The following is a 23,793-nucleotide window of genomic DNA, read 5'->3' as shown; positions in this document are numbered from 1 at the left end:
GCCGACACCGAGGCACCCGCCGACACCGAGGCACCCGCCGACACCGAGGCACCCGCCGACACCGAGGCTCCGGCCGCCGGTGGATCCGATGGCATTCTTCGTCTGGGCGGCATCCTGCCCGAGACGGGCAACCTCGCCTTCCTCGGACCGCCGGAATTCGCCGGTGTCGAAGCAGCTATCGCTGACGTGAACGCCGCTGGCGGCGTGCTCGGCGCAGACATCGAGTGGCTCCCGGGCGACTCGGGCGACAACGGCGAAGTGGCCAACGCCACGGTCGACCGCCTCCTCGCCGAAGACGTCGACGGCTTCATCGGAGCAGCAAGCTCCGGCGTGTCGCTGACCGTGATCGACAAGATCACCCAGGCCGGCAAGGTCCACTTCAGCCCGGCGAACACCTCGCCGACCTTCACCGACTACGACGACAACGGTCTGTACTTCCGTACCGCACCGTCCGACGTCGTGCAGGGTGCAGCACTCGCTGACATCATGATCGCTGACGGCGCCGCCTCGGCCACCTTCCTCGTGCTCAACGATGCCTATGGCACCGGCCTGCTCGAGTTCACCCAGGGTCCGTTCGAGGCCCAGGGCGGCGTGGTCGACCTCGCCGAGATCTATGACCCGAAGGCTGAGAACTTCGACGACGTCGTCGCGAAAGCTGTGGACGCTGGTTCCGACGCCATCGTCATCATCGGTTTCGACGAGACCTCAAAGATCCTCACCGGTCTCATCGAGAACGGCGTCGGCCCGGCTGACAAGCTGATCTACGGTACAGACGGCAATATGGGTAACGCTCTCGCAGCTGCGTTCGATGACCCCACGGTCCTCGCTGGCATGCGTGGCACGCTCCCGGGCGTCGACGTTGATGGCGAACTTGCGGACTTCCGCGACAAGCTGCTCACTGTCGATCCTGAGCTGCTCGACTTCTCGTACTCCGCCGAGTCGTACGACACGGTCATCATCATGGCACTCGCTGCAACCGTTGCTGGCTCGGACGATGGCGTGGCCGTCGGCGCGGCGATCAACGACGTGACCCGTGGCGGCGAAAAGTGCACCACCTACGCCGACTGCCTCGTACTCGCCGAGGCCGGCACCGACTTTGACTACGACGGCGTTTCTGGCCCGCTCGAGTTCCGCGACGAAGGTGAGCCCACCCAGGCCTCCATCCTCATCCTGGAATTCGACGAGACCGGCACCATCGTCGTCAAGGGCGCCGTTCAGGGTTCGGTCGAGGTCTGATTTATTCAGCACCTTGCTGATCTTCTGATCAACAACTGAAAGGGCCCGGGGCTTGCGCCCCGGGCCCTTTGGTTTTTCAGCTAGCCAGCGCCAACGCCGACCAAGCCCAAAATGAGCATGGTCTGTCCAACGTGGTAGGGGACCATGACAGCGAGCCGATTGAACGTGTCTGGTCCCAGGAATTGCCGTTGGCCCAGCACCCAATCGCTGACAGCAAAAAGTGCCGCTCCGGCAATTGCCAGCCATCTCCCGGTCCCGATCGCGGTGATTACCATGGCAGCGATGATCCCGGCATAGAACAACACTGCGGCCATCATCGCTCGGCCTCCCGATTCACGTGCTGCCGGAACAACCGATGGCAAGAACCTCCACGCGAACAGCCCGGTCACGAACAACACCCCCCACCATGCCGTGGCACCCGCGCCCACGACCAACGCCGCCGCTGCGTACAAAGCGTGGCCCGTCGCAAAGGCGAGCAAGCCACGGATGAACCAGGTCGTTCCCTCCCCGAGCAAAGCAGCATCGCCCAGCACGCCAAAGATGGCAGCACCGACGACCAGCCAACGGACGTCTGCCGGTGCTGATCCGGCGACTGCTGCAACGACGACCAGCAAGGCCATTGTCAACGGCTTCCACACCACCTCAACCTTGCGACGGCCAGTCGCGACCGCCCACCAATCAATCGCTACGGCAACGGCGGCGAGGGCTCCGGCGGTGAGGATCAGTCCTGGTGATCCTTGACCAGGGTGCCGAGGTAGAGCTCAATCACCTTCGGATCAGTCAACAGTTCCTTGCCCGTCCCGGTGTACGCATTCGACCCTTGATCGAGTACGTAGCCGCGGTCACAGATCTGGAGACACCGACTGGCGTTCTGCTCGACCATCACAATCGAAACACCGGCCTTGTTGATCTGGTGACAACGAATGAACACCTCATCTTGCAGTGCTGGCGAGAGGCCCGCTGACGGTTCGTCGAGCAGCAGGACCGAGGGATCCATCATCAGCGCCCGCCCCATCGCCAACATCTGACGTTCGCCGCCCGACAACGACCCGGCGCGCTGGTCGGCGCGCTCCATAAGTCGCGGGAACATGTCACCGATGATGCCGACCCGCTCCTTGTACAGGGGCGGGTTGAGGAAGGTACCCATCTCGAGATTTTCCGTGACGGTGAGGGCAGAGAACACGTTGTTGTTCTGCGGCACGTAGCCAATACCTCGGCTCACCAGCTTGTTCGCCTTGAGATTGGTGATTTCTTCGCCGCGATGGCGGACTTGGCCGTCACGGACATTGACCAGACCGAACATCGCTTTGACGAGAGTCGACTTGCCGGCGCCGTTTGGACCGATGATGCCCACGAGTTCACCTTCGGCGAGTTCCAACGAACAGTCGTTCAAGATGTTGACGCCCGGAATGTAACCGGCAGTCAAGTTGTCCGCGATGAGGAGCGGCTCAGGCTGTTTCGCTGGTGGGGTCGGGGAGGTTTCAGACATCGTCATTGCTCACAGTTCAGCGTCGAGATCAAGCGCGGCATGGTGGTGCGTGCCGAGATACGCATCGACGACCGCCTGATTCTGACCGATCGATGCAGGTGGTCCCTCGGCGATGATGCGACCTTCGGCCATCACAATCACCCAGTCCGAAATTTCTTGCACCATGTCCATGTCGTGTTCGACGAAAAGCACCGTCATACCGGCGTCTCGCAGCCCGGTGACGTGCCCCAGTAACGACTGGGTCAATGCTGGGTTGACCCCCGCCATCGGCTCGTCGAGCATGACCATTGACGGCTCGACCATCAACGCCCGAGCCATTTCGAGCAGCTTGCGCTGTCCACCAGACATCGTGCCGGCGAACTCGTCGCGCATGTGCGAGAGCTTGAAGCGATCGAGCAGCGCATCGGCGCGGGCCTCGATCTCGCGTTCCTGGCTTTTCCACATGAACGGCAGCACCGAACGCCACAGCGATTCGCCTTTTTGACCGGTCGCCCCAAGCTTCATGTTCTCGATCACCGTCATCTTGGACAGCGCCTTGGTCAGCTGGAATGTGCGCACCATGCCGTAGTTGGCAATCTTGTGTGCCGGCACCTTGTCAATGTTGTGCCCGTCGAACACTCGAGTCCCCTCATCAGGGGTATCGAAATTCGTCAACAGATTGAAGAACGTCGTCTTACCCGCACCGTTGGGACCGATTAGCGCGGTGATCACGCCGCGCTGAATCTCCACATGGTCGGCATCAACAGCGGTGAGACCGCCAAAACGGCGGACCACATGGTCCGCGACCAGAATCGGGTCAGGCTTCTTGGCCCCAGGCTCCCAGGGCACATCGGCGAGCGCCGCACGCGCCGCCTGCGAATCGACACCAGCAATCTTGTCCGACGTAATCACGCTCATGTCGCTGCTGTGGGTCGCTGGCCCAGCGTGCGGTCCAGCGTCGGGAATCAGGTCATCTTTGAGTTTGTCGTCAAACTGGTTACCGGTCATCGAGTGCCATCTCTTCCTTGTTCCCAAAGATTCCCTGCGGCCTGAACGCAGCCAGCAGTGCAAGGCCGAGGCCCATCAGCATGAATCGGACCTGGCCCACTTGCGTGCCGGTCATGATCGACTCAGGAATCACCTCCGCGGCGACCCCTTCTCGAAGGAACGTGTCCGAGAAGTTGAGGAGGCCATACAGCAGCGACGCTCCGACGATTGGCGCCAGCACCTTGCCGGCACCACCAAGGATCAGTGCGACCCACACAAAGAAGGTGACATCTGTGATGAAGTTGTCAGGCTGAGCAACCGAGAACCCAATGGCTCGGATCATGCCCCCGACAGCACCGAAAACGCCGCCCAGAATCAGGGCCTGCATCTTGTAAGAGTAGGCGTTCTTGCCCAACGACCGTGCAGCGTCTTCGTCTTCGCGAATCGCTTTGAGCACACGTCCCCACGGGCTCCGAACAAGGAGCCAACAGATCGTGGCACCGATCGCCAGAACCACCCAGCCGACGATCACCAAGAACATTTGGTTGCCGGTGAACAGGTTGAATAGGTACCGATCCTGCGTGCCGAAGGGACTCATGTCGTAGAAGGTGCCGGAGAACCCTGTCAAGCCGTCTGACGAATTGGTCCACTTCTTGATGCCGGGCGTGGGCGAACGGACAACGATGCGAAAGATCTCGGCGACCGCGATGGTGACGATTGCGAGATAGTCCGCCCGGAGCCGGAGCGTCGGGATGCCCATGATCAAAGCGAAGACGACGGGAAACACGACCACGCCGACAAAGATGCCCAGCCAGAACAGGGTGCTCTCGCTGAGATCCCAGCCAAAGTTGCGGTTCGCTGCCGGCCCGATGGTCGCCACCATCATTGCGAGGCCGTAGGCACCAGCGGCCATAAAAACCGCCTGGCCGAAGTTGAGCAATCCGGTATAACCGAAGTGCAAGTTGAGGCCGATCGCGGCCAGGGCGAAAACAATGAAGCTTTCCCCGATGAGCCCGCGGAACAGGCTCTCGATGATTGATCCCCAATCCATGGCGCTCCCCTATCCGATCCGTTCCGCTCGTCCCAGGAGGCCCTGCGGGCGCACCAGAAGGATGATGATCAGCGCCATCAGCGCACCAACGTTTTTCATGTCCCCTGGGATGATCAGGGTCGACATCTGGATGAACACACCGGCGATGATGCTGCCAAGCAATGCGCCGTAGGCCGTACCCAGGCCCCCGAGGGTGACCCCGGCGAACATGAGGAGCAACAAACGGAAACCCATCTCCCAGTTGATGTTCTCGGTGAGTCCGAAGAGCACCCCACCAAGGCCCGCCAACGCGCTGCCGACGATCCAGACGTAGCGAATGACCTGTTCCACGTCGATGCCTGATGACTCGGCGAGGTCGCGGTTGTCTGAGACCGCACGCATGGCCTTGCCGACTCGCGTCCTGCTGAGCGCTGTGGCAACACCAACGAGCACCACAGCGGAAAACACCACGATGAAGATGTCTTTGCGCAGCATCGTGAACAATCCGAAGAATTCAACCTGCTGGCCGATCCGGTAATCCCGATAGAAGCCAGCACGACCGCCGAACTGATACAGGAAGACGTACCGGAAGAAGATCGACAGGCCGATCGAGACCACCAACGCCGAGATCAGGCTGGCGCCGCGGTTGCGGAGCGGCTTCCACACAAATCGATTGAAGAGACCGCCCGCGATGCCGGCAAAGAGGACGGCCATCACAGCGCCAAAGGCCAGCGACGTCATCCAGGTGCCCAAGAAGTCAATTTGCCAGGTCACATGAAAGACGTATGCCGTCATGGCCCCAAACGTGACCATCTCGCCATGGGCGAAGTTCGTCAGGCCCGTTGTGCCGTAGATGAGCGACAAGCCGATGGCGCACATCGCGATAATCATGCCGAGCTTGATGCCGTCGACGAACAGCTGCACGGCCCGGATCGAGTTGGACTCCTCAACCACCCGCTCACCCAACGGAAACAGCGTGTTCTTGTTCGTGGAGGGCTGCACTTCGACACCGGTCAACGGGTTGTTGTCAGGGTTGCGCAACTCGAAGCCCTGCAGCGTCGCGGTATCGAGCTCGACGGAGTACACGCCTGGGCCGGGCAACTCGACGAGCCAGACGCCTTCGGCGTCGGTTGTGGCGGTTCCGACTTCGTTGCCATCGGCGTCAACGACGGAGAACTCGACGCCCTCGACGAAGATGTCCTCGCCGGCGTCATCCTTGGCGCGCATGGTTCCGCCAACGGTTTCGCCGCCGTCCTGAGCCATCGCCGTTCCACCGACGGCGAGAACCGCCATCAATGCAGCGACAAATCCAAGCAGGGTGATCAACCAAGTCGGGCGCCGACCTGGTCGCTGATGTGGGGTGTGAGTCGCTCGCCCAATGGACGGCTCCCCGAGAGACCTGAGCAGCACGGGGGATACTCTAGGCGCGCGTCACTGCGGGCTGCACAATCTTCGTTTTGTGCTGTGGGATCGGCGTTTCGACGGTCGCGAGAAGCAGCCTGATCGTCATCACCCACAAACCTGTGGCCAGCGCGATGTGGATGCCGACCAGCAGTTCGGGCACTCCGTTGAAGTATTGGGTGTAGCCGACCGCGGCCTGGAGGAGACCAACAAAGATCCAGCCGGACAGTGCGACCCGGACCCCAGCGGTGGAGTCAGCACCGTCTCGAATCGTCCAGGCGAGCAGACCTGCCACGGCGAGGGCGATGAGCACCGTCGCACTGTGCATGCGGGCCACGTTCGAGATGTCGAAACCGAACCGGCGCACGTCTTGCTCGCCCGCATGGGGTCCGGTGCCCGTGACGATGGTGCCCGTCACCAGTGCGGCGGCGGTGAGCGCTGTCAGCGCGGCCGCCAGCTGGCCAGGTCGACCGCGCCAACTGGTCGCGGGGCTGGAATGGCTGGATTGGCTGGAATGGCTGGCACCGGGCGACGAGCGATGCACCGCGATCATGCCGAACGCGATGGACACCATGGCCAGCAGAAAGTGCGATTGCACGAGGGCAGGGTGCAGATCCGTTCGGACAGCGATGCCGCCGACGACGCCGTTTGCGAGCACAGACACGAGCACGCCGACAGCAGGCCAACGCAGTCCGCTGACTCGCGGACGAACCCGGAACGCAGCAATCGCCAAGAGCAGTGTCGGGATCCCGATCACCCCGCTCAGCAACCGATTGATCTGTTCGATCGCAGTGTGCCCCGACGAGACGTCAACAAAGCGTTGACTGTTGCAGTTCGGCCAGTCGTCGCAGCCGAGGCCGCTCCCGGTGAGGCGAACAATTCCGCCCGCCACCGTGAGCAGACAAACGCCCGCCGTCGTCATGATGGCGAGTTGGCGATATCGGGTGACGTCGCGTAGCGCTGCCATAGCCACCAAGGCTACGACTAGCGTCGGTTGTGTGCTGAGTTCGTTCGACGACTTTCCCATCCATCAGACGTCACATCCCATCGCCCAGACGGCAGGAACCGACCTCAATCACTACGACCGGTACTTCTTTAACGGCTACACGCGTGACACCCGACTGTTCTTCGCAGCCGCCATGGGGCTGTATCCAAATCGTCACGTGGCGGACGCTCACTTCAGCGTCGTCGTCAATGGCACCACGGTCGATGCCGAACAAATCAACGTCCACGCATCACGCCGGGCACCACTCGACCGTTCCGAAGCCAACATCGTCGGCCCGATCCAGGTCGAGGTGCTCGAACCTTTACACGCGCTGCGGATCGCTGTCGACGCGCCCGAACACGGCCTCCGCGCCGACCTCACCTTTGTGCGCCGCTCCGCGCCGATCCAGGAACCGCACTTCTTCCACCAGGTGGGCCAGCGCGTGCTGATGGATTCCACTCGCATGACCCAGTTCGGCGGATGGGAGGGCTGGATCGAGGTCGACGGCGAAGTGATCGATCTGGAACCCGGAGAGACTCTGGGCAGCCGCGACCGGTCGTGGGGTGTGCGGCCCGTCGGCGAGCCCGCTCCGACCGGCGCGCCGGTGGCGGATCCGCAGTTCTACTGGCTGTGGGCGCCGCTCAACTTCGACGCGTTTTCCACGCACTTCGACATCAACGAGATGTTCGACGGCAAACGCTGGCACGAGACCGGGTTCGTGGCACTCGCCAACACCGGCGGAGTGGCGGAGCCCGCCGACGCGATGCGATCGATCGACTATCGCATTGGCTGGCAACCGGGCACCCGACGTGCAGAATGGTTCGAGATCGACTTCGAGCCATGGCAAGGCGAGGCGTCGACCATCCGGCTCGAGCCACTCTTCGACTTCCACATGCTCGGCATTGGCTACGGCCACCCGGACTGGCGACACGGGGCGTGGAAAGGCGAGTTGGCCATTGGTGGCGACCGGTGGACATTGCCCGTTGCGGATCCGAACGCGTTCCATCACATGCACATCCAGTCGATCGTACGAGCGACGACGACCGGCGGTCTCGGCGAGCACACCGGCCTGGGCACTCTCGAACAACTCGCTGTTGGCCGCCACGATCCAACCGGTCTCATCGGCTTAAACGACGGCTGGTCGGACTGAGTTTCAGGTGTGGCGGATGCTCATGCCACCGTCGACGGGGATGATCGCGCCGTTGACGAAACTTGAGGCAGGCAGGCAGAGGTTGAGCGTCATGTGCGCCACCTCCTCAGGCGCGCCGTACCGCCGAAGTGGGACGCGTCGACGCGCGTATTTCTCCTTGGCCGCCGCCTCGATACCGGAGGTCATGCCGGTAACGATCGGTCCCGGACAAATGCAGTTGACCGTCACGCCCGTTCGACCCAGCTCGACTGCGAAACTCTTCGTCAGACCGACAACGCCAGCCTTCGACGCCGCGTAGGCGGCAAGACCTGCGGTGGTGACGAGTGCTTCAGTCGATGCAATGTTGACGATCCGACCCGCGCCGGACTCGACGAGGTGCGGAACCGTCAGACGGATCAGGCGCGCGTGCGCGGTCAGGTTGATGTCGATGGTTTGGGCCCAGTTGGCCTCGAACTCGTCCTCCGGCTGAAATGCCGAGTTGATCATCGACACCCCGGCGTTGTTGACCACGATGGCAAGATGACCTGCCCACTCCAGTGTCTGCGCCACCAAGGCTTTGAGTTGGTCATGGCTCGCCACATCGCACTCAACGCCGAGCGCGGCGTCCGCACCATGCACCGCGCTGATCTCATCGGCAACCGCGGCAACACGCGCGGCGCCAAGGTCGGCGACGACAACACGCACGCCCTCATCAGCCAGCAGGTGGGCAGTGGCCCGGCCCATCCCGCTGGCCGCACCGGTGACGATGGCAACGCTGCCGTGCAAGGAACGCGACAGTTGCGACAGGCGCGTCATGGTCGGATCTCGTAGAAGGCGTTGAGGTTGTGTTTCACGTCAAGCGTTCGAAACTGCGAGAACCCTGCCGCTCCGGACATCTCGCGTGCCTTGCTCTCCGGGAGTCCCAGCGTTCCGAGGCCCTCCCCATCGGGCTCGGACAGTGCTGAAGACATGCACGACAACACGCTGATGCCATACATCAAGGCCGCCATCGGATTCTGCTCAACATTGTCGGTAAAGGTGTCGCGCCCTTTGATGTCCACCAGCAACCACGTGCCGTCCGCAGCGAGCGCCGAGCGGATTGCCTCGACCATCTGGGTGGGATGCGACATGTCATGGATGCAATCAAATGTCGTGACGAAATCGACCGACTGGTCGGTGGGTAACGGATCGATACGCGGGTCGACGAATCGAGCGTTCTTGACACCGGACTCGACACGGCGCGACTCGGCACGGTCGAGGGCGTGCTGCGAGATGTCGTAGCCGACGAAGGTCGAATGCGGGAAGGCCTCAGCCATCATCAGGACCGCTCCCCCGGCGCCACAGCCGATGTCCACCACCGTGATCCCCGTGTGCAGACGTTCGATGATGCCATCGAGACTTGGCAGCACCGTCGGGATCAAGTGGGCCTTGTTCCAGGGTTCGAAACTTCGTTCGATACCGACCGCCCCCTCATGGCCGTGGCTGTCGTAGTCATGGCCGACGCCGGTGCGGAAGCTCTCAGGCATGAGGTCGAGTGCCGCCATTGTCTGCGGAAAGCGATGAAACATTCCGGTACCGCTCGCGGGATGATCCGGTGACGCGAGGACCGCCACGCCTTCGGGCGACAGGCCGAACTTCTCGTTGCCCGCCCCCGCGGTGTCGTCGACATCAAGCAAGCGAGCCGCGGCTTGGTTGTAGGCCCATTCGCGAACCCAACGTTCCGAGAGACCCGTTCGATCCGCCAGCTCGATCGTGGTGATCGCTGTGCCCGCGTCAGCAAGGGCCGTGAAGAGTCCAAGCCGGTCACCGAGATGAATCATCCCGGCGGTCACAGCTCCGCTCAACTGCGTGAAGACGTTGAACCCGAACATCTTCAGCTTGTCGGGATCGGTCTCGACCATGGTCGCGTCTGTCATAGCGCGACTCTAGTTTTCCGCCATCGTCTGTTCGTCAGCGGCTGCGATCGTCCAATGCAAGATGCTCGGAGTTGCCCAACGAGCTCAACCCGAACGCGTGACCGTCACCGAGTTCAAACGTCTGGATGCGGGTGATCGAGGTGTGGTTGAGCTGGAAGCGCTCCCACTGCCACGGGACCGGATCGATGCCGAGCAGATGCCCGATGGCCATCGAGTTCGTTCCGGCGTGAGCGACGAGAGCGATGCGTTGGTCCGGACGGTCGAGGTGCCACACCGGAAGCGCCCCATCAGTTCGCACGCCACCTCGCTGCGCCATAAACCCGTCGACGCCCGCAATGATTCGGTCGGCGAACTCGCGCACCGACTCGCCGCCTTCGAGACCCGTCCAGCGCTCGAGTGATGGGCGAGCGAGCAACTCTCGGTACGCCTCTTGCGCCAGCGAATACGGTGTTCCGTGCCAGTCTGGATCGCCGATCTCATGGAGCCACGGCTCGATCACCTCGGGGCGGTCCAGCACCGAATACAGCGGTTCGGCAGTCTGACGCGCACGCAGCAACGGTGACACAAGCACTTCGTCAAACGACTCGGTGGCCAGCACTTCAGCCATTCGCTTCGCTTGATGATGCCCGAGGTCCGTCAACGGGGGATTCACGACGTTGAGGTCATTGCGCATCCACTCCGGCTGTCCATGTCGGATGAGAACGATCTCCATGGGGGCGCAACCTATCCGGCTGCGGCTCGGTAGGTTGCGGCGCCATGGTGGAAGGCATCGACGCTCCGAGCGGAACGCAGGGCAACGCCGGCTGGCATCCCGACCCGGCCTCTCGTTTCGAGCTGCGCTACCACAATGGTCGGGCCTGGACCGCCGACGTCTCAACCAACGGCGAGCGCTTCGTCGATCCAGCAGGATCTCGACCCAACGCACCGACCGCAGCGCCACAGACCCAGACCGCATCAAGTGCGCCGGTCGGGCGGAATCCGATCGCAACTGCCTCGATGGTGCTCGGCATCATCTCCATCGGCATCGGATGGATGCCCGTCATCGTCGCGCTCGGACTCGTCGCCGCGCTTCTCGCCATCGTTTTTGGCATCACAGGACGTCGACGAGCGAAAACAGCGGGCGTCGGAGCGGGCTTCGCCACGACGGGGCTCATCACCGGAACCGTTGGCCTGCTGGCGTGTGTGGGCGGCGTGCTGTTCACGATGTCACTGCTGCAGGCCGTGGACGAGTTCGAAAACCCGGCCCCGCACGACGCAGCGATCACATCGTGTGCGCGCTCCGGCGACGAAGTCATCGCACGCGGGACGCTGACCAACACGAGCGACAGCACTTCGACGTACACGGTCCGCGTCTTCTTTGTCCGCCCAGGCACCGACAACGCGCGGCACCAGGCGAACGTTGTCATCGATGATGTCGCGCCCGGCCAGACCAAGACGTTCGAGACCACCCGCAATGTCGGCGAACTTGACCTTGAGTGCATCGTCGGAGCGGTCCGCGGTCCGCTCCCGTACGGGGTCGACCCGGGCACCTGATCAGATATCCGATCAGGTTTCGGATCGGCAGGCCCAACCACCGTCGTCTTGACGAGTCAATGAAGCAACGGTCTCGTCGAGGCCGTTGTCAACGGCGTCGCGGTACTCGTCCGCCAACTCAGCAAACTGTGCCCGTCGCACGCTGCTCTCGGTCACATGGATGACCTCATCATTCAGCAACCCCCAGAACGACTCGGTCTCGGACATGCCGAGCAGCAGGATCAACGTTGGTGCATCGTCAGGGATCTCGTCGGCCGGTACCGCCACCTCGGCGCGTTGGCAGATTGGTTGCGACATGTCGTTGCGCCGATCATCGTCTTCTCCGCAGCCGCTGGCGCAGACAGCTACCGCTGCAATGAGTAACGCTGCCAGCGACTTCGAGGCTGGGTTGATCATGTGCTCGACTGTACGGACTCGGCATCTCCGACACTGGTGGCTGACACCCAGGCGTCGAAGAGGCCGGCATAGGTTCCACCCTGCTGGACCAGATCGTCATGGTGGCCGTCTTCGACGAGAACGCCATCAGCCAGGACCAACACCCGATCAGCGCGTGCTGCCGTCGAGAGCCGATGGGCAATCGCGATGGTGGTTCGAGTTGACGCCAGCACGTCGAGCGCTCGAGCGATGCGCACCTCCGTGAGTGCATCGACGCTGGAGGTTGCCTCATCGAGAATCAGTACATCGGGATCGGCAAGCCCAGCGCGTAGGAGCGCCACCAATTGGCGCTCGCCAGCGCTCAATTGGCCGCCGCGCTCACCGACTCGTGTGTCGAGTCCTTCGCTGAGCGCATCGACCCACTCGCCAACGTCGAGGTCCCGCACGATGGCCTCGACATCGGCCCGATTCGCGCCCGAGCGAGCAAAGGCGATGTTCCGCTCGACCGTGTCGTCGAAGAGGAACGGTTCCTGCGACACGACGACGAGACGCGAACGCAGGTCACTGCGCGCCACATCGGTCAGTGGCACCCCACCAACGGCAACCGTGCCATTCGTTGGGTCAGCAAAGCGGGCGATCAGCCTGCCCAGGGTGGTCTTACCCGAACCTGTTGATCCGACCATGGCAACTTGCTGTCCAGCGGGAATCAACAGCGAGATATCGCGAAGAACGAGCACCCCACCGCCGGCAGCCGAGTCGATGTGTTCGCCGATGCGAATCGGGTACGAGTAGTCGACGTGCTCAATGGCGATGTCGAGGCGGCCCAGCGGGAGCGGAGTGGGTTCGTCCGGCTCCGTCGGTGTGATCGGCATATCGAGCACCGACAGCACGCGGTGTAGGCCCGCAACCGCCGTCTGGGTCTGGTCGATGATCTCGGTGAATTCAGCGATGGGCTCGAGAAAGCGATACGTGAGAAACACGAAGCTCACCAGTGCTCCGGCGGTCAAACCTTCGGCAGGTCCCCGCCACACGCCGACACCGATGACGGCCGACACGGTGAACACGGCGAAGATCTCGCCCGACGGGAAGAGAAATGCCCCGTAGAGAGCGGCACGAATCTGGTCGCGCGCCTTGCGCTCCGTTGTCTCCTCAACCACTTCGGCCAACATTGATCCTGCGCCGTAGGCACGGATCGCCGGAGCGCCGGACACGACCTCCGCAATCGCACCGAGCATGATGCCGTTGCTCTTGCGCGCTTGGCCGTGGGCCACGACGAGTCGCTTCTGGACAGCTCGCAGGACAAGCGCAAGCGGAAACGAAATGGCGAAGGCGATGAGCGCAAGCAGCCAGTCGTAGGCGAGCATGGCGATCCCGACGATGACCATCAGCGTGCTGCTGCGCATCCACGCCATGCCACCCCACTGGAAGAACTGCGTCAGCGTCTCGATGTCGGACGTGACCCGGGCGACCAGCCCGCCGCGACGCTCTTCGTTGTGGTCAGCGAGGCTGAGATGGTTGATGTGGTTGATCAGCTTTGACCGCAAGTCGTAGAGCGCCTGCTCGCTGCGTTCTCCGAGCCGGACCTGTGCCGTCCGCAATGCCAGTGCCGCTACGCAGACCGCCACGACCGCGATCAGCGCCAACTGCACGACCAAACCGACGCGGACCTCGTCGCGACCGGCAATCCCCTTGTCGATTGCCTGTTGGATCAGAATCGGCACAACGATCCGACCCGCCGAACCAACGGCCGCCAAGGCAAACGTGAGACCGAGGCCATCGCGGAGCACCGGTGCTGCCTCGAGGCCGCGACGAATGGTCGTGATTGCCGGATCCGCCGCGCCGGTGCCGAATGTGGAGGTCTGGGGGTCGGTCATCGCGCCCCCTCTCGATCCGCCTCGAAGGCTTCGACAAGCTGCCGGTACTCCGCGTGCGTCCGGAGCAGTTCATCGTGCGTTCCGTGCCCCGTCATCGCTCCGGCAGAGAGGAAGACCACATCGTCGGCAAGCGCAATCGTGGACGGTCGTGACGCGATCAGGAGCACGGTGGTCGATGCCAGAGCGGTACGCATGTTGTCGAGCACGGTTGATTCGGTTGCAGGGTCGAGCGCTGAGGTCGTGTCGTCAAGAATCAAGAGTGATGGACGCCGGACGAGTGCGCGTGCGAGCGCTACCCGCTGCCGTTGGCCGCCGCTGAGGCTGACGCCGCGCTCGCCCACCACCGTGTCGAGCTGCGCTGGCAAGCCGCCCACGAACGCCTCCGCTGCAGCGAGACGGAGCGCTTCCCAAATTTCGTCGTCGTCAAGCTGGTCGCCGAACTCGATGTTGTCCCGGACCGTGCCGGCGAGCAAGAACGCCTCCTGAAAGACAATCGAGCGCGGACCGTCGGTGATGGCGATGGCGCCTGATGTCGGGGCAACCAAACCAGCGGCGAGGTCGGCCATGGTGCTCTTGCCGGCCCCGGTCGGCCCGACGAGGGCGGTGATCGAGCCAGATGGAAGCGTCACCGAAACAGGGCCAACGGCGTCAGTCTCGGCACCGGCATGGCGGAACACAACGTCGTCGAAGCGCACGCCGATTCCCGGTTCAGCGATGGTGATCCCGCGTACCGGGTCGGGCTCAACCGGCTCGGTCACGACGGCCTGGATGCGCGTCCACGCCGCCATGGACCGAGGCAGCTCAGACAGCGCATACCCGATCAGACGGAGTGGCAGCACAAGCAGCGTGAACAAGAAGATCACACTCGAGAACTCACCGATGGTCACGTCGCCCGTGTTGACACGCAACGCGCCGATCACCACCAGAGCGATGTTGGTCAGTGTGGGGATCAGCTCCAAGAGAGCCTCGAACCAACTCCGCATCCGAATGGCACGCACGCGTGGCGTCAACACGTCGCCGGCCAGGGCGGTCAGACGTTGGGTCTCGCGTTCTTCAGCGCCATAGGACTTGATCAGCTGAATGCCCTCGAAGCTCTCGTGGACGCCGGCGGAAAAGGTTCCCAACCGGTCTTGCGCGTCGGTGAAGTGCACGGCCACAGCACGCTCATAGACCACGTTCGTCGCGACAAGCAGCGGGAAGACCACGATGGCGACGAGTCCGAGCGGAACGTCGGTCAGAAAGAGCCAAATCGTCGAGACGAAGATCATCAGCACCGTGCTGGACGCGAACGGAATGGGCGCAATCACGCTGACAGCGGCCTCGGTATCCACCCCGGCGCGAGCAACCAGATCACCGTTGGCGTGACGACGATGCCATCCCAGTGGTTGCGTGACGAGTTTGTCAATCACCTGATTGGTGTACGTCTGAGCGACTCGCCACATACCGATCGATGCGAACGCTCGACGGAACACGACGCCCACGGCGCGGATCAACCCGATGCCGATGATCAGCCCGAATCCCGTCATGACCGCACCGCTGGTCACTTCCCCTGCGTCGAATCGAACGACGATCACATTGTCGATCACCCAGCGAATGGCGAAACTCGAGGCCACCGTCGCGAGCGCAAACACCGCAGCTCCGCTGAAGGCAATGACGAACGGCCGCGGATGCAAGGCGAGCATCGAGCGAATCAGCCGCCAGTTGGCTCGGGCGCGCGAGGTTGAGGAAACTGTCGTCGCGTCGGGCACATCGCGTTTCTACCAGCGTCGGGGCGCCATAACGTCAGGCACTGTGGTGACACACGACGAACAGACCGACCCAGAGGTCGACTCGCGCCTCGACGAATACGGCCATTTCCGGCGCGAGGAACGCAGGGGCGGGATCACGCCGTTCAAGGTGCTGTTCCCGATCGGCGTCGTCCTCTTCGTCGGGTTCTGGACCTGGGCGCTCTTCTTCGCATCCAAGACGGCGGTCAACAAGATCGAGGACACGGCCTGGACCGAGCGAGCCGAAGAAATCTGCGCCCCGGTCAAAGCCGAGTTGCGTTCGATGGAGTTGCTCGCCAATCCCAGCCTCGCGATCCGCGCTGACCTGGTGACCGAGTCGACCGACTTGCTGGCGGCGATGCTCAACGACATCGAAGCAGTCCAACCCGACGACCCGAAGGGTCAGGCGATCGTCCCCGACTGGATCGCCGATTGGCGCATCCTTGTTCAGGATCGCTACAACTACGCCGAGCGGCTACGCGCGGGACAGGACGTCCCGTTCACCGAGTCGGCCGTACGCAGCGTGCCGATCACCGAGCGCATCGAAACCTTCGCTGGCGACAACGCGATGCCGAGTTGCGCTCCGCCGCGCGGCTCAATCGTCTAGCTGCCACCCGAGCGCAGCTAGAGCTGTTTGATCACCTTCGCGGGCACACCAGCAGCAACGCAGTTGTCGGGCAACTCCCCGGTGACGACGCTGTTTGCCCCCACGACGACGTGACGCCCGACGATGGCGCCCGGCAGCACGACGGTGCCGTGACCGAGCCACGCCCCGTCGCCAATCGAGACCGGCCGTTCCGGCATCACCTGCTGCGAAATCGGCAGGTCAAGGTCCTCGTAGCCATGATTTTGATCCGTGATGTACACGTGGTGCCCGGTCCAGACGTCATCGCCAATGGTGATCTGTAAATGGCCGACGATGCCGCTGCCTTTGCCGATCAAGCAACGATCACCGACCGAAATGACGGGGTCGGTGATCATTTGCTGCCCAGGCACCATCCCCGCCGACAGAGTGACCTGCGGCCCGAACAACGTGCCGCTCCCAATCTCGATGTACTGCTCGTTGAAGAGCGTGTTCGGCGGAAAGCAAATCACACTGTTTGCGCCGAGCTTGCCGAATCGTTTGCCACGCCGGGTATCCGGGCCAATAGCGCCGAGCTCGCGTGCGGCGTCCCAGCCGAGGTGGACGAGATCTCCTGCCGCCCGCTTGGCGCCCGTGAGTACGCGCTGACGTAGTGAATCGGGCACCGGGTCACGTTCGAGCACGCCGTGACGATACCGAACTGTCAGCGGTGGTCAGGACGTTGGCTGTAGTCCTGCCAGGGGCCATCCCGATCGGCGATCACCGGCTTGAAACCGCGCTCGGCGATGTCTTCGGTCCAGCGGTACGCCTCTTCGGTGTGCCGGGTGATGCCGTCGAAGAACGTTCCGAGCATCTGCGACGTACGCATCCCCATGTTCTCGTAGGCCTGATTGATGAGCAATTTGTTGAGGGCGAGCTGATTGGCCGGGATGGTGGCGAACCGGCGCGCCTCAGCCTCAGTGGCCGCGCTGATCTCCTCGGCCGGCACGACCTGCGAGACGAGTCCAATCCGATGTGCAGTCTCAGCGTCGATCGCCCGTCCAGTGAGCAGGAATTGCTTGGCGTGCTCGAGTCCGAGCCGGTGGACCCACATCATCGTCGTCGGCGTACCGTAGATACGGCTGGGGGCGTACCCGATATGCGCGTCATCGGCCATGAACAGCAAGTCGGCACACAGCACCATGTCCGTGGCACCACCGACCGCCCATCCCGAAATCTCGCCGATCACCGGCTTCGGACACTCCCAGATTTTCATGAAGCGCCGGACGTTGTTGTTCATGAACTGATAGTCCCGCACGGGATCCCAGGCGCCTTCGCGCGGCTTCGGGCCCTTGGCTCCGTAGGGCGTCGACCAGCCGGGTGGATGGTCATCACTCTTGGAGTAGTCAGATGCTGCGGTCAGGTCGTACCCGCCGGTGAGGGTGCCGCCGCTCCCGCGCACAACGACTGCGGCGACATCGCTCGATTTGGTGGCGGCATCAATGCCGTCGGCCAATCCTTGGATCACCGCGTCGGTCAGGGTGTTCTTCTTGTGCGGCCGATTGATCGTGATGATCGCAATGTCATCACGCTCTTCGTACAACACCACAGGCTCGCCGTCAGTCATAGCCCCGAACGTACGGCATGCGTACTGTTGTCACATGAGCGCAACGCCACTCACTCAATCTCATGCCATCGGCCAAACGACACCGCCGGTCCGCGACATCACCATTGGAGATCTCCTCCGTGAAGCCGCGGCCGAGGCTCCGGATCGTATTGCGCTCATTGAGGGCATCCCGCTGGCCGATGGCGAGGACGCGTCGGTGCGCCGACAGTGGACCTACACCGAATTTCTCGCGGATGCCGAGCGCACCGCGCGGGCGCTCCTCGCCCGGTACTCACCCGGCGACCACATCGCTGTCTGGGCGCACAACATTCCCGAATGGGAGTTGCTCGAATTCGGCTGCGCCCTGGCCGGCATGGTCCTCGTCACCGTCAATCCGGCATTCCAGCGCCACGAGCTCCATTACCTGTTGACACAATCCAAGTCCACAGCGCTCTTCGTCGTTCCGTCGCATCGCGGGAATCCAATGTTGGCCACAGCGACCGAGACCCAGCCCGACTGCCCGAACCTGCGAGATGTCGTCAGCTTTGGCGACTGGGCCGACTTTCTTGAGGGCGGCGACGCCTTCGACGGCCCGTTGCCCACTGTTGCTCCCGACGACCCCGTGATGTTGCAGTACACCTCGGGCACGACAGGCTTCCCCAAGGGTGCGCTCCTCCATCACCGCGGACTCATCAACAACGGCCACCACTGCGTCGACCGCCTTGGCGTTGACGACGGCGATGTCTACGTGGCCACCATGCCGCTGTTCCACACCGGTGGGAGCGCCTTGTCCGTCCTCGGGTGCGTGTCGAAGAAGCTCACACAAGTACTGGTGCCGTTGTTCGACCCCGGACTGGTGATCGAACTCAGCCAGACCTACCGCTCGAACGCCATGCTCGGCGTCCCCACCATGCTCGTGGCGATCCTTGAACACCCGGACTTCCCAGACGCCGACCTCACGTCACTCAAGGCGCTCTGCTCAGGCGGCTCCCTCGTCCCTGAACAGTTGGTCCGCACATTCGAAGACAAGCTCGGCGCACCGTTCACCATCGTGTTCGGCCAGACCGAGTGTTCTCCGGTCGCCTCAATGACCCGACCGACCGACACCATCGAGGACAAGGCCAGCACGATCGGCCCACCGATGCCCAACGTTGAGGTCCGTATCGTCGGTCCGGAGTCGGGCGAGACTCTGCCCATCGGCGAGGTCGGCGAGTACCTGACGCGCGGCTACCACGTGATGCACGAGTACTTCGAGATGCCCGAGGCCACCGCTGAGGCGATCGACAAAGACGGTTGGCTCCACACGGGCGATCTTGCCGCAATGGACGAACGTGGCTATTGCACGGTCGAGGGCCGGCTCAAGGACATGATCATCCGGGGCGGCGAGAACATCTACCCCAAGGAACTCGAGGAGCTGCTCTTCAAGCATGAGGCAGTGGGAGAGGTCGCCATCGTCGGCCTCCCGGACGACAGCTGGGGCGAGACCGTCGGCGCGTTTGTCCGGCCCGCACCCGGGTACGAGGTCGACAAGGGTCTGCTGTTCAGCTACCTCAGAGAGCATCTCGCTCCGCACAAGACACCACGCCAGTGGTTCTCGATCGAGGATTTTCCCTTCACCGGGTCCGGCAAGATCCAGAAGTACAAGCTGCGCGAGCAATGGGTCGCCGGCGAGCACGACGAACTGTGACTTCGACACGTCGGAGCCCCACCGATCAACTGCCATTCGGATCCATCACCGACGTCGCCGGCATCAACGTCGGCCACTTTCAGCGGACGGGCCGCGGGTGGCAGACCGGCACCACCGTTGTGATTGCCGCCGGTGGAGCGACACCAGGCGTCGATGTGCGCGGTGGCGGTCCAGGCACACGCGAGACCGATGCCATTGATCCACAGAATCTGGTGCAAGAGATCCACGGCATCTGCCTCACCGGTGGCAGTGCGTTCGGACTCGCCGCCTCATATGGGCTGATGTCGTGGCTCGAGGAGCGCAGTCTCGGGTTCCCAATCGGCAGTGGCGCCGGGATTCCACCAGTCGTTCCTGTCGTTCCTGTCGTTCCAGGGGCGGTGATCTTCGACTTGGGAAGAGGCGGGAACGGCGCCAACCGTCCTGATGCTGACTTCGGGTCGAAGGCGGCCCACAACGCACGCAGCGCCCAGACCAAGTGGGGTTCCGTCGGCGCGGGCACTGGAGCCAAGGCCGGCGGCTTGCAGGGTGGCGTCGGCACAGCGTCCACGACGGTGCGGATTCCGGGGCAGCCCAGCGGCGCGGTGACCGGGACCGACATCGAGGTCACCATTGGAGCGCTGGCGGTGGCGAATCCAAACGGTTCGGTCATCGACCCGGTCAGCGGTTTGCCGTGGGAGCCCAGCGGGCTTCGATTGCGGCGCCCGCCGGGTGACGAGCGACGCGTGCTTGCCGCGGCGCTGGCGGGCCCAGCTGTACCGGGTTTTGGAGTCAGCGAGAGTCTCAACACGACGATTGGCGTCGTCGCGACATCTGCGCGCCTCAACAAAGCTGAGACGTCGAAGATGGCATCGGTAGCCCACGACGGCATGGCCAGAGCCGTTCGACCGGCACACTCGATGACCGATGGCGACACGGTGTTCGGACTCGCCACCGGAGCGCACCCATTGCCTGCCCAGGCTCGTCACCAGGCGTTGAACCTGATCTTGGCAGCCGCTGCAGACACCTTTGCCGCGGCGTGCACGCATGCCGTCCTCGCCGCGACGACCATCGGTCCGCTCGCGGCATACCGCGATCTCTGTCCGTCCGTCTACCGTTCCTGACAATGCACATCTTCTCGACCCCCGCCGAAATGCGGGCATGGTCCGACGCCCGCCGCGCCACAGGGCGTCGCATCGGTTTTGTTCCAACCATGGGCGCATTGCACACCGGACACCTCGCGCTCATCGCAGACGCTGCGGACCGAACCGACGACGTCGTCGTCTCGATCTTCGTCAACCCGCTGCAATTCAACGAAGTTGGCGACTTCAATGGTTATCCCCGTCCCATTGACGACGACGTGGCCGCGTGTGAGCAAGCCGGAGTGGCAGCGGTGTTTGCGCCAACGGCTGCGGCGATGTATCCCACGGGCTTCCAGACACGTGTCGTGCCCGGTCCGCTCGGCGCTGTGATGGAGGGACCGAAACGCCCAGGCCACTTCGAAGGTGTCCTGACCGTGGTGGTGAAATTGTTCGGGGCGGTCCGTCCGCACGTGGCGGTATTCGGACAGAAGGACTACCAGCAGCTCCGGATCATCACCCAGATGGCTGCCGACCTGGAGTTCGGGATCGACGTCGTGGGACATCCCATCGTGCGCGACCCAGACGGACTCGCACAATCGAGCCGCAACGTGCGTCTGACAGACGCCGAACGCGCCGCTGCGGTTGCGGTACCCAGATCGCTCGACGCGGCAATCGCCGCGGCCGGTGCCGGCGACGCCGTTGCCGACGTGATCGGTGCCGCCACATCGGTCATCGACGCCGAGGATGCCGCACTGCTGGAGTACGTGACGGTGTTCGACGCGATCACATTGATCGAATTCGACGACCTCGCCGATGTTCCTCCGATGCCCGGCATCGCGCGCATTGCGACGGCAGTGTGGTTTGGCGACGTCCGGCTGATCGACAATCGCGATCTCTTCGAGCTCAGCGACGCCTGACCTCAGCTGTTGTTCTGCAGCCACTCCTGGGCATTGGTCAGCACCAGGACGAGCACGGCGCCGTTGAAGATGGCATGCGCCACGATTGTCGGACCGATCCGTCTGAGCAGGTACGCACCTCCCCCGAAGGCAGCGCCGACGCCTGAAAGTACGAGGACGAGACCAATGTTGCCGGTCCCCCGCACCGGGTCGACGTGGGCCACTCCGAACAGCACAGCCTGCAGAGCAATCGTGGGGATGACCGGCAAGCGGCTACGCAGCCCACGCATCACCAGGCCACGAAAGACGATCTCCTCGACGAAGGGTGCGGCGATCACTGCGGTAATGATGATCGAGATGAGATAGGTGCGATCGTCGGTGAGTTCGCTGATGCCGTCGGTGTTGTTTTCAAGCGGGACTCCGAGACCAAGCACGATCGCGCCCACCACGATCTGCGTACCGATCGCAGCCAGCCACACAACGGGGCCCCATCCAAGGTCACTGAGCTCAGGTTGCAGGCCGACGTCGCGGAAGAAGCGGCCGCTCCCCCATCGATTCGTCGCATAGCGGGCCCAGATCAGCGAAGGGCCGTAGCCGATAGCGCCCAGCAGGGCGACGTAGACGACCACTGGCCACTCGAACGTGATCAGTGCGTCAAGGAGGTACTTGGAGGAGAACAGCGAGACCATCAGCACGACGATCGCTCCCCCAGCTACCTGGATCGGAAGCGTCGGATGCGGTGCGCGCTCTGGAGCGAATGTCGGTTCCGCGGCCGCAGAACTGCTGGTCACGGGCAAACCGGTGGGAGGAGGGAACGCTGTCATGGAAACTGCAGGCCAGGGTATGCGGGGTCAGAGCGTCTACGGTGCCGCTATGACTGACGAACAACGACCCTACGGCAGCGGAGCGAGCGACCCGGCGCTGAAGCGTGTGCGGACACGCCACTTCAAGAGTGCCAAAGAGAACGGGATCAAGATCACCGGTCTCACGAGCTACGACTTTATGTCGGCATCGATCTTTGATGAGGCGGGGGTGGACTTTCTCCTCGTCGGCGACTCAGCAGGCAACACCGTCTTCGGGTACGACACCACCATTCCCGTCACGCTGGACGAGCTGATTCCGCTGACCGCTGCCGTGGTCCGGGGCGCGAGTCGGGCCCTGGTCATCGGAGACATGCCATTCGGCTCGTACGAGAACGGCAGGCGACAGGCCCTCGAGACTGCGATTCGCTTTATGAAAGAGACTGGCTGTCAGGCTGTGAAGCTTGAGGGCGGCGTCCGGAGTGCGCCACAGATCGAGAAGATCGTCGATGCCGGCATCCCCGTCATGGCCCACATCGGATTCACGCCGCAGAGCGAGCACGGTCTCGGCGGCCACATGATTCAGGGCCGAGGTGACGGTGCCGAACAATTGCTCGCCGATGCCCGTGCAGTGGAGGAGGCGGGCGCATTTGCCGTGGTGGTCGAAATGGTGCCCTCAGCAATCGCCGGTCAGGTGACGGCCGAACTGTCGATCCCCACCATCTCCGTAGGTGCTGGGCCACTGTGCGACGGTCAGCTCATGGTCTGGACCGACTGGGCCGGGTTCGGCTCAGGCCGCATCCCCCGATTCGTCAAGCAGTACGCCAACCTGCGTGAGACCCTGCTCGAAGCGACCCGCACATACCGCGAAGAAGTCGAGGCCGGGATCTATCCAGCGGCTGAACACGAGTACGGCGGATAGTCCGCCAACCTTGATCGTGCCAGCGTGATCCCAGTGCCACGGCCTGCCCAACCCAGCTCTCAGGTTGCAAACACGAGGCCGGCAGCGAAGGTCGCCCCATTGAACGCGACGTGAATCATCCACGGTGCGACAAGGCTCCCTGACCTGAGTCGCGTCCACGCGAAGATGACTCCTGCGATTGTCGTTGCCAGCACGACGCCGGCCCGCTCCCTGCACGTTCAACCGCACTCAGCGAATCGGTCGCAGCGTTGCCGCCGAGATCACCCAGCGTGCCGAGGACATGCCACAAGCCGAACGCCAGAGACGACCACACCACCGCCCACCGGGCCGAAACACAGGCGAGCAGCACCGCGAGCAGCACCGATCGAAACATCAGTTCTTCTGAGAGCGCCGTCACCAACGGGATGCGAATGACCAGCTGATACGTGGCGCTCCAGCCGGACAGCTCCGAAAACCGATCGTCTTCGAGAAACGAGCGACCGAACGGCACCACGGCGATCACCATGACACCGACAGCGATGAGACCAGAGACCACCGCACCAAGCCGAAGTCCTGCACGCAC

General features: G+C 63.2%; 24 protein-coding genes and 1 pseudogene. 8 read left to right on the top strand and 17 right to left on the bottom strand.

The window, feature by feature from the left end; all coding sequences use genetic code 11:
• Nucleotides 1-1,236, top strand: a 1,236-nt coding sequence (locus ACH2DW_RS12235) for an ABC transporter substrate-binding protein (protein WP_394930029.1), incomplete at its 5' end; no start/stop codon positions are given.
• Nucleotides 1,237-1,316: 80 nt separating this feature from the next.
• Here the strand turns inward: ACH2DW_RS12235 and ACH2DW_RS12230 are convergent.
• The 6 genes from ACH2DW_RS12230 to ACH2DW_RS12205 all read right to left on the bottom strand — a co-directional run bounded on the left by ACH2DW_RS12230 (nt 1,317) and on the right by ACH2DW_RS12205 (nt 7,089).
• On the bottom strand, nt 1,317-1,874 hold the full coding sequence (locus ACH2DW_RS12230; RefSeq protein ID WP_394930028.1) for a lysoplasmalogenase family protein: 558 nt from the start codon (nt 1,872-1,874) through the stop codon (nt 1,317-1,319).
• Between the two features lie 83 nt (nt 1,875-1,957).
• Nucleotides 1,958-2,725, bottom strand: coding sequence for an ABC transporter ATP-binding protein (locus ACH2DW_RS12225; RefSeq protein WP_394930027.1), 768 nt, complete (start codon nt 2,723-2,725; stop codon nt 1,958-1,960).
• Nucleotides 2,726-2,734: 9 nt separating this feature from the next.
• Nucleotides 2,735-3,712: an ABC transporter ATP-binding protein gene (locus ACH2DW_RS12220; RefSeq protein ID WP_394930026.1), complete on the bottom strand. Its 978-nt coding sequence runs from the start codon at nt 3,710-3,712 to the stop codon at nt 2,735-2,737.
• Nucleotides 3,702-4,742 carry a branched-chain amino acid ABC transporter permease gene (locus ACH2DW_RS12215; RefSeq protein ID WP_394930025.1) on the bottom strand — a complete coding sequence of 347 codons (1,041 nt, stop codon included), beginning with the start codon at nt 4,740-4,742 and terminating at the stop codon, nt 3,702-3,704. The genes ACH2DW_RS12220 and ACH2DW_RS12215 overlap by 11 nt, the downstream gene beginning before the upstream one ends.
• Nucleotides 4,743-4,751: 9 nt before the next feature.
• Nucleotides 4,752-6,014 carry a branched-chain amino acid ABC transporter permease gene (locus ACH2DW_RS12210; RefSeq protein ID WP_394930024.1) on the bottom strand — a complete coding sequence of 421 codons (1,263 nt, stop codon included), beginning with the start codon at nt 6,012-6,014 and terminating at the stop codon, nt 4,752-4,754.
• 127 nt (nt 6,015-6,141) lie between these two features.
• Nucleotides 6,142-7,089 (bottom strand): heme A synthase, encoded by a 948-nt coding sequence (locus tag ACH2DW_RS12205; RefSeq protein WP_394930023.1) that lies wholly within the window; start codon nt 7,087-7,089, stop codon nt 6,142-6,144.
• Between the two features lie 31 nt (nt 7,090-7,120).
• Between ACH2DW_RS12205 and ACH2DW_RS12200 the strand changes: the two genes are divergently transcribed.
• The gene (locus ACH2DW_RS12200; protein ID WP_394930022.1) at nt 7,121-8,257 is read left to right on the top strand and encodes a hypothetical protein; all 1,137 of its coding nucleotides are present in this window, start codon (nt 7,121-7,123) and stop codon (nt 8,255-8,257) included.
• A 3-nt stretch (nt 8,258-8,260) separates the two neighbouring features.
• Here ACH2DW_RS12200 and ACH2DW_RS12195 read toward each other — a convergent pair whose 3' ends face one another.
• From ACH2DW_RS12195 to ACH2DW_RS12185, 3 genes are read right to left on the bottom strand one after another with little or no spacing between them, the layout of a single operon-like run.
• Nucleotides 8,261-9,052 (bottom strand): SDR family NAD(P)-dependent oxidoreductase, encoded by a 792-nt coding sequence (locus tag ACH2DW_RS12195; RefSeq protein WP_394930021.1) that lies wholly within the window; start codon nt 9,050-9,052, stop codon nt 8,261-8,263.
• Nucleotides 9,049-10,152, bottom strand: coding sequence for a class I SAM-dependent methyltransferase (locus ACH2DW_RS12190; protein WP_394930020.1), 1,104 nt, complete (start codon nt 10,150-10,152; stop codon nt 9,049-9,051). Before ACH2DW_RS12190 ends, ACH2DW_RS12195 begins: the two co-directional genes overlap by 4 nt.
• A gap of 34 nt (nt 10,153-10,186) precedes the next feature.
• Nucleotides 10,187-10,864, bottom strand: coding sequence for a histidine phosphatase family protein (locus ACH2DW_RS12185; protein WP_394930019.1), 678 nt, complete (start codon nt 10,862-10,864; stop codon nt 10,187-10,189).
• Nucleotides 10,865-10,908: 44 nt separating this feature from the next.
• On the opposite strand from ACH2DW_RS12185, the gene ACH2DW_RS12180 reads away from it, so the two are divergent.
• Nucleotides 10,909-11,685: a DUF2510 domain-containing protein gene (locus tag ACH2DW_RS12180; RefSeq protein ID WP_394930018.1), complete on the top strand. Its 777-nt coding sequence runs from the start codon at nt 10,909-10,911 to the stop codon at nt 11,683-11,685.
• 12 nt (nt 11,686-11,697) lie between these two features.
• Here ACH2DW_RS12180 and ACH2DW_RS12175 read toward each other — a convergent pair whose 3' ends face one another.
• The 3 genes from ACH2DW_RS12175 to ACH2DW_RS12165 are packed head-to-tail and all read right to left on the bottom strand — an operon-like array spanning nt 11,698 to nt 15,682.
• A complete protein-coding gene (locus ACH2DW_RS12175) occupies nt 11,698-12,081 on the bottom strand; it encodes a hypothetical protein (RefSeq protein ID WP_394930017.1) in 384 nt (127 codons plus the stop codon).
• On the bottom strand, nt 12,078-13,934 hold the full coding sequence (locus ACH2DW_RS12170) for an ABC transporter ATP-binding protein (protein WP_394930016.1): 1,857 nt from the start codon (nt 13,932-13,934) through the stop codon (nt 12,078-12,080). Before ACH2DW_RS12170 ends, ACH2DW_RS12175 begins: the two co-directional genes overlap by 4 nt.
• Entirely contained in the window at nt 13,931-15,682 is a 1,752-nt protein-coding gene (locus ACH2DW_RS12165) for an ABC transporter ATP-binding protein (protein WP_394930015.1), read from the bottom strand. The genes ACH2DW_RS12170 and ACH2DW_RS12165 overlap by 4 nt, the downstream gene beginning before the upstream one ends.
• A gap of 43 nt (nt 15,683-15,725) precedes the next feature.
• On the opposite strand from ACH2DW_RS12165, the gene ACH2DW_RS12160 reads away from it, so the two are divergent.
• The gene (locus ACH2DW_RS12160; RefSeq protein ID WP_394930014.1) at nt 15,726-16,307 is read left to right on the top strand and encodes a hypothetical protein; all 582 of its coding nucleotides are present in this window, start codon (nt 15,726-15,728) and stop codon (nt 16,305-16,307) included.
• A gap of 17 nt (nt 16,308-16,324) precedes the next feature.
• On the opposite strand, the gene ACH2DW_RS12155 is transcribed toward ACH2DW_RS12160, so the two are convergent.
• Complete coding sequence (locus ACH2DW_RS12155; RefSeq protein WP_394930013.1) at nt 16,325-16,966, bottom strand: DapH/DapD/GlmU-related protein; 642 nt, start codon at nt 16,964-16,966, stop codon at nt 16,325-16,327.
• Nucleotides 16,967-16,986: 20 nt separating this feature from the next.
• Complete coding sequence (locus tag ACH2DW_RS12150) at nt 16,987-17,889, bottom strand: crotonase/enoyl-CoA hydratase family protein (protein WP_394930012.1); 903 nt, start codon at nt 17,887-17,889, stop codon at nt 16,987-16,989.
• 34 nt (nt 17,890-17,923) lie between these two features.
• Here ACH2DW_RS12150 and ACH2DW_RS12145 point away from each other — a divergent pair, with 34 nt between their 5' ends.
• The 3 genes from ACH2DW_RS12145 to panC are packed head-to-tail and all read left to right on the top strand — an operon-like array spanning nt 17,924 to nt 21,530.
• Entirely contained in the window at nt 17,924-19,555 is a 1,632-nt protein-coding gene (locus ACH2DW_RS12145; protein ID WP_394930011.1) for an AMP-binding protein, read from the top strand.
• A complete protein-coding gene (locus ACH2DW_RS12140; RefSeq protein ID WP_394930010.1) occupies nt 19,552-20,655 on the top strand; it encodes a P1 family peptidase in 1,104 nt (367 codons plus the stop codon). Before ACH2DW_RS12145 ends, ACH2DW_RS12140 begins: the two co-directional genes overlap by 4 nt.
• Nucleotides 20,656-20,657: 2 nt before the next feature.
• Nucleotides 20,658-21,530: a pantoate--beta-alanine ligase gene (gene panC, locus ACH2DW_RS12135; protein ID WP_394930009.1), complete on the top strand. Its 873-nt coding sequence runs from the start codon at nt 20,658-20,660 to the stop codon at nt 21,528-21,530.
• Between the two features lie 2 nt (nt 21,531-21,532).
• Here the strand turns inward: panC and ACH2DW_RS12130 are convergent, their stop codons facing one another.
• Nucleotides 21,533-22,300 (bottom strand): CPBP family intramembrane glutamic endopeptidase, encoded by a 768-nt coding sequence (locus ACH2DW_RS12130; protein WP_394930008.1) that lies wholly within the window; start codon nt 22,298-22,300, stop codon nt 21,533-21,535.
• A gap of 82 nt (nt 22,301-22,382) precedes the next feature.
• Between ACH2DW_RS12130 and panB the strand changes: the two genes are divergently transcribed.
• On the top strand, nt 22,383-23,231 hold the full coding sequence (panB, locus tag ACH2DW_RS12125; RefSeq protein ID WP_394930007.1) for a 3-methyl-2-oxobutanoate hydroxymethyltransferase: 849 nt from the start codon (nt 22,383-22,385) through the stop codon (nt 23,229-23,231).
• A 59-nt stretch (nt 23,232-23,290) separates the two neighbouring features.
• Here panB and ACH2DW_RS12120 read toward each other — a convergent pair whose 3' ends face one another.
• Both ACH2DW_RS12120 and ACH2DW_RS12115 read right to left on the bottom strand, forming a co-directional pair.
• Entirely contained in the window at nt 23,291-23,425 is a 135-nt protein-coding gene (locus ACH2DW_RS12120; protein WP_394930006.1) for a type II CAAX prenyl endopeptidase Rce1 family protein, read from the bottom strand.
• An 89-nt stretch (nt 23,426-23,514) separates the two neighbouring features.
• Nucleotides 23,515-23,736, bottom strand: a pseudogene (locus tag ACH2DW_RS12115) (CPBP family intramembrane glutamic endopeptidase); the annotation flags it as partial.
• Nucleotides 23,737-23,793 lie beyond the last annotated feature (57 nt).

The sequence above is a fragment of the uncultured Ilumatobacter sp. genome (assembly GCF_963980585.1).
In the GTDB taxonomy this organism is placed as follows: domain Bacteria; phylum Actinomycetota; class Acidimicrobiia; order Acidimicrobiales; family Ilumatobacteraceae; genus Ilumatobacter_A.
Note: the sequence above shows the minus strand (reverse complement) of the source record. Positions and strands in the feature narration are given on the sequence as shown.